The organism is Shewanella sp. AC91-MNA-CIBAN-0169, from assembly GCF_040310165.1.
Lineage (GTDB): Bacteria > Pseudomonadota > Gammaproteobacteria > Enterobacterales > Shewanellaceae > Shewanella.
Genome location: NZ_JBEOPM010000065.1, coordinates 1 through 583 on the forward strand (window position 1 = coordinate 1; position 583 = coordinate 583).

The following is a 583-nucleotide window of genomic DNA, read 5'->3' on the forward strand; positions in this document are numbered from 1 at the left end:
ACTAATCGAAGTTGAGGATAGGGTTTGTGTGTTTTTGAAATAAAACCAAACTCATTGGCATTTTCTTCAGAGTCTTGGCAACGAAACACCGTTCCATCAACGGCAAGAGTGGTAAGCCCTAGTGTATTTTGGTCCCCTAACGCTTGCTCAAGCCAGGCTGATATAGTGGATTTAAATAAGTAAGACATTGGGGCTTCACCTAAGCGTCGTCGGCAATCCGTCAATACACTCGGTGCTACACGAGACCAGGTGGAGTCTCCAGATTGAAGTGCTATATCCATCGAGCTACAGACTTCTTTGATGGACTGGTTACGTATTAATCCCATCCAAAGCACTAGCCAGACTGCCTGCTGCGCAGGCAGACGGCGATTACGGATACTCGCCTTGTTAGCTGAAAGGAGTGATTGTTCGATCCACTCAGAATCAATAGCCTCCATTACAGAACCATAAGACCCACTTTCTTCAACAGACTCATGAACTAATTCAAGCTCTTGCTCAAACATAAAAAATCCCCACCAGAATACTGGTAGGGATTATCTTTCATCTGCAAGATCGGTCAAGTGCCCTTAAACGATCGGCATTG

1 protein-coding gene is annotated in these 583 nt (G+C 45.1%); it reads right to left on the minus strand.

Annotated features, from left to right (window positions below; translation table 11 throughout):
- Positions 1-503: transposase domain-containing protein (locus AAEY98_RS22135; RefSeq protein ID WP_351019698.1), on the minus strand; the 503-nt coding region annotated here is incomplete at its 3' end.
- Between the last annotated feature and the right edge of the window lie 80 nt (positions 504-583).